The following is a 5,311-nucleotide window of genomic DNA, read 5'->3' as shown; positions in this document are numbered from 1 at the left end:
TCATGCTATTTAGGCGATCGGCCTACGAAAAAATCGGCGGTCACGAAGCAGTTGCTGGCGAAATTGTCGAAGATGTGGAATTATCCAGACGCATCAAACGTGCGGGTTTAAAGCTAGGACTTTATGCCGGGTCAAATTTGGCATTTGTGCGGATGTATAGGTCTTGGAGCGCCTTGTGGGAAGGCTGGACAAAGAATTTATATCTGGGTGCTAACCGCAGTTGGGTAGCAATGGTTTACATGGCCGCAATTATGTTATTTCTCTATCCAATTCCCTGGATCGGATTATTCATTATTCTCAAAGATCTAATTTCCTTCTTCCTTCTTCCTTCTTCCTTCTTCCTTCTTCCTTCTTCCTTCTTCCTTCTTCCTTCTTCCTTCTTCCTTCTTCCTTCTTCCCTGTTAGCAATAATCGTAATTTGGCAACAGTACAATCTGCGACGTTTAGGTGCCCAGATTTCCGACTGTTCCACGAAATACTGGTGGTTGGGAGGTTTGGGAGGAACATTAGTGGCGGCGATCGCGATCGGGTCTGCAATTAAAACCGAAACTGGTTGGGGATGGACTTGGCGCGGTAGACCATTACAAATCAAGACTTAATCGCAAGCAAGAAATCAGGATTCGCCAATCCCCATAGGTGTCAACAATCGCCAGAAAGCCCGCTAAGTCCGCTAGTCATCCCCCAAGTCCTAAGCGGGGTTTCAACCCTTGCCGGACTATGAGTTTTACCTGGTTGTTGACACTAATGGGTACTGCCCTGTCCGACTATTAATGTGGGATAATTGAGTACAACCGAGCATTAGTTCGCAACATTTATTTATATATAGCAATTCTAAATCATTTGTGAATTTCTTGCTCCCTCCCCTTAATAAGGGGAGGGTTGGGGTGGGGTAAAAACTTTACGACTCATATAGGACTGCTATATAGCAATTCTAAATCATTTGTAAATTTCTTGCTCCCTCCCCTTAATAAGGGGAGGGTTGGGGTGGGGTAAAAACTTTACGACTCATATAGGACTGCTATATAGCAATTCTAAATCATTTGTAAATTTCTTGCTCCCTCCCCTTAATAAGGGGAGGGTTGGGGTGGGGTAAAAACTTTACGACTCATATAGGACTGCTATATAGCAATTCTAAATCATTTGTGAATTTCTTGCTCCCTCCCCGCGAGTTCGGGGAGGGTTGGGGTGGGGTAAAAAACTTGCGACTCATTTAGGACTGCTATATGACTTTTATGAAGTCAAAATTATGACTTTTATGAATTGACTTTGATATATGCTTATTTGATAATATCAATAAACATTCTTTTAGATCGAATAGGAAGCAAGCTCATGTCAGTTTACACTCTGAGCGATTTCACGAATCACAATTCAGATTTGTTGCAACGTGCTTCAAAACATAGCTGTCAGCTCTGTGACAGCCGCCCTGAAACCTCAGATGCCAGCGCCGAGCGATCAGCCTCTCAAGCTTTCACCTTCAGCAACTCTAACGATATCGATGCTCTGCTCGAAAGCAGCATCAACCCCCAACAGCCAGCAAAATGGAACGTTGCTCCCGGTGGCACCCTCACCTACAGTTTTGTGAGTGCTAGCAGCGCGAACAGTTATTTTGCATCTAGAAACGAAACTAATATTCAGGAAGTTAACGATCGCATCAAACAGAATATCCGTCAAATCTTGCGGGACAATTACGCCACAGTTTTGCCACTCAACTTTGTAGAAGTTCCAGACTCCGCCCAAAGCAACATCAGAATTATGTTTTCCGACGGGCCGGGTGCTGAGGGCTATGCCTACAGTTATACTCCGGGTTTGTTGCGCGGTGGCGCCATCCACCTTCAAAAGCTCTATGAAAACGATCCGCAAACAGCTTTTTCCACAGGCCCCGGCAGTTACGGCTACTATACTTTAATTCATGAAATCGGTCACGCCATGGGTTTAAAGCACCCCGGCAACTACAACTTCGGCAGCAATGGAACAGCAAACTCCGCAGACCCTCCCTATCTTCCATTGGACAAGGACAACACCAGAAATACGATCATGTCCTACAATGCCGCATATAAAACATTTAACGACCCCAACGCCGAAAATCCCCGGAGTTTGATGCCTTATGACATTCGGGCCTTGCAGTATCTCTACGGCACCCGCAGCGACTGGAACGGCGGCGATAATGTTTACAAATTTGACAGCAGTAATTTTAATACCGTTGAAACTATCTGGGACGGCGGTGGTAGTGATACTTTGGACTTTTCGGCACTGCCTGCCAACGATGTTTATCGTTTGGACATGAATCAGGGTAAGTCGCTAACAGCAAAAAGCGCTTTGGGAGATCTCAACTACTATTTAGAACCTTCGCAGTTGCCACCAGGTGCCGATCCCGATCGCTTTTACTGGACTGAAAACTTTGGCACCTACATTGCTTTTGGCGCAAATATCGAAAATCTGGTGGGTTCGCCGGGAAATGACGAGGCAGTTGGAAACGAATTAGCTAACAGTATTCTAGGCGGTGCGGGGGACGACACGATTAGTGGGCTGCGACAAAACGATACTTTGGATGGTGGCGAAGGCGATGACTATCTTTATGGCAACAAAGGCAGCGATGTGTTAACTGGTGGGGGCGGTGACGATGTGCTGTGGGGCGGTCAGGGGAACGATACTATTATCACTGGTTTCGGTCGCGATCGCATTGTGTTACAGCCGGATGGGGGTACAGATACAATTCTTGATTTTGCCGATGGTTTTGACTACCTGGCGTTGGTTCAAGGTTTGAAATTCGAGCAACTGTCGATCGTACCTTCAGCTAATGGTACTGAAATTAAGCTCGGCAGCACCGGACAAGTCTTGGTCGAGTTGCCCGGAACTCCCATAAGTGCGATCGGGAAATTTGATTTTTTTGTTGCTTAAAGTATGTTTTTTTGAGCCCCGCTGCTGCAAAAAATCGGAGATCAAAGTACGCTGTTTTTACCCTGCCGCATAAACAAAAGCAGGTACACGCTTATAAGCAGGCGTGCCCGATCGCTTTTCAATCTCCGGGTGAAAAATCACATTAACTTCAGGATAAAACATCAAAGCAGCACCCACACGCACCGCCCCATAAATCACCTCAACATTCTCCATTTTTCCCACATTTCCCTGCACCGTAACCCGCTGATGTTCTGCCAAACCAGCACTTTTTGCATCGGCCGGATTCATCAAAATGCAATTCCGGTGTGGCATTCCCCGATACTTGTCATCAATTTTGTAAACCACAGTATTATGCTGAGAATAGCTGCGCCCCGTCATCAATGCCACAACGATACCCCGCACTGATGGTGACACTCCAAACTCTTGGGCTTCCGGTAGTTTCAGATGAGGTAAAGGCGTGATAAACATCTTCGCTTTACCAGACTCTGTAGGGAATTTAGGTTCGGTAAAAATGCGACCACTAATGGTAAATTCCTCTTTTGTTTCATCAATTTTGCCAATTTTTTCATAGCCAGGAATAGTTTGAGCAATCAGTTTTCTCACATATTTTGTGTCCTGAAGTTGACGCCAATCTACGGGATAAGTCCCGTGAATTCTGCTAGCTAATTCTGTTAAAAATGTCACTTCAGGAATCAAATCAGCATCAGTGAGATGAGTTTTGCCCTCATCATTGAAACGCACAAAATTATTCCCCGATTCCACAGTGGTTTTGTGAGGATTTTCAAATCTATTTAAAACCGGAATCACAATAGTATTGTGTTTAGCCAATCCGTTAAAATGCCCTAAATTGGGTTTAGTGGCGAGGTAAATAATAGTTTCAATTTTACCTAACGCGCGTTTTGCTTGAGTTGAATCTGGATTCGCCCCATACAAATTACCGCCCAGACAAATCAGCGTATCGACTTTCCCTGCATCTGCTGCTTCAATGAGCGATCGCGTTTCGTAGCCCTTAACGCGGCTGAGGGGGCGATCCAACAATTTTTCTAAAGCTTCTTGGATTTCTTTTTTCAGCTTCACTGTCACGCCCATAGAGCCAAATCCTTGGACGTTTGAGTGTCCCCTCACCGGTATTAATCCCGCCCCTTCTTTACCGACATTTCCGGTCATTAAGGCAGTATTGCCAATACTGAAAACATTATCTACACCGTTCTCATGTTGGGTAATTCCCATCGCCCAACCAAAGACAACTCGCTTGGAACTACCGATAATTGTGGCCGCGGCTTCAATTTCAGCGCGGGAAATTCCACAAGTTTCAGTAATCGTTTCCCAAGTAGTTTCGCGGGCTTGTTGTACTACTGCTTCCCAGCCTTCTGTGTGGGCTTTTAAATAACTTTCATCCAGCAATCCTTGTTCGATTACAGATTTTTGAATCCCCACAAATAGGGCTGCATCGCTACCGGGAATTGGTTGCAAGTATAGGGAAGAAATATCGGAACCAGGGATTAGTGACTTGACTGGAAACGCGGGAGAACCAAACTTGACTAACCCAATTTCCATCATGGGGTTAATCACAATTATTTTACCGCCTTTGTCACGGATTTTAATCAACTCGTTCATCAAGCGGGGATGATTGTAAGCAGAATTAGCACCTGCAAGTACCACGCAATCTGCTTGTTTCAAATTTTCTAGACTCACCACCGAAGTGCGGGTACCAAACATTTCGTTTAACCCGGTGGTTGAAGGAGCATGACACAGATCGGAACAATCTGCTAAATTGTTAGAACCTAGCGATCGCATCATCAATTGCAGCAAAAAAGCCGCCTCATTGGAGGAGCGACCAGAACTATAAGATGCCACTCGTTCCGGGATTTTTCGCAAAGCATCGGCGGCAATCTCATAAACCTCTTGCCAAGAAATGCGATCGTAATGAGACTTTCCCGCCCGCAAAATCATCGGAAAACCAAGCCTTCCCAGCCTGTCAGCTTCCATGGAAGTTAATTGTTGAAGTTGGGAAATACTCTGGTTTGCAAAGAAGTGACTGGAGACAGCAGGTTTAATTTCTGCTGAAATTGCTTCCACACTTTTCATACAGCGCTGAAGTTTTTCACCCTCTTCGTTGGTAAAGCCTCCTTTCTGGCCACCCGTCCCCCAAGAACAAGACAAACACGCGCTTTTATGCAGCAAAGTTTTCCAAAGTTTTGGGCCTTCCGGTGACAAGGTATGTTCTGCCCAAAACTCAATTACCGGCAAACCGCCACCTATCTCTGGCGTTTCCTGATTTTTCTCGTTGAATGGCGGAACTGGTTGGACATTTTGTGAGTTGGTGTCCATCGGGCTTACCTCGCTGTTGAATTGACTACTGGAATTTTACCGTAAATTTCTTACTATAAAGATTAGCCAATAGATAGATTTA

General features: G+C 45.2%; 3 protein-coding genes. 2 read left to right on the top strand and 1 reads right to left on the bottom strand.

The features are described 5' to 3' along the window. Together AAFP11_RS29650 and AAFP11_RS29645 are read left to right on the top strand one after the other, a co-directional pair. On the top strand, positions 1–599 hold a 599-nt coding region (locus AAFP11_RS29650), incomplete at its 5' end, for a glycosyltransferase (protein ID WP_341740226.1). Between the two features lie 730 nt (positions 600–1,329). Further along, on the top strand, positions 1,330–2,898 hold the full coding sequence (locus AAFP11_RS29645) for a M10 family metallopeptidase C-terminal domain-containing protein (RefSeq protein WP_341740225.1): 1,569 nt from the start codon (positions 1,330–1,332) through the stop codon (positions 2,896–2,898). 57 nt (positions 2,899–2,955) lie between these two features. On the opposite strand, the gene AAFP11_RS29640 is transcribed toward AAFP11_RS29645, so the two are convergent. Further along, positions 2,956–5,229: an FdhF/YdeP family oxidoreductase gene (locus AAFP11_RS29640; protein ID WP_341740224.1), complete on the bottom strand. Its 2,274-nt coding sequence runs from the start codon at positions 5,227–5,229 to the stop codon at positions 2,956–2,958. Positions 5,230–5,311: the final 82 nt, after the last annotated feature.

This window comes from Microcoleus sp. CAWBG640 (assembly GCF_020883015.1).
GTDB lineage: Bacteria > Cyanobacteriota > Cyanobacteriia > Cyanobacteriales > Microcoleaceae > Microcoleus > Microcoleus anatoxicus.
Note: the sequence above shows the minus strand (reverse complement) of the source record. Positions and strands in the feature narration are given on the sequence as shown.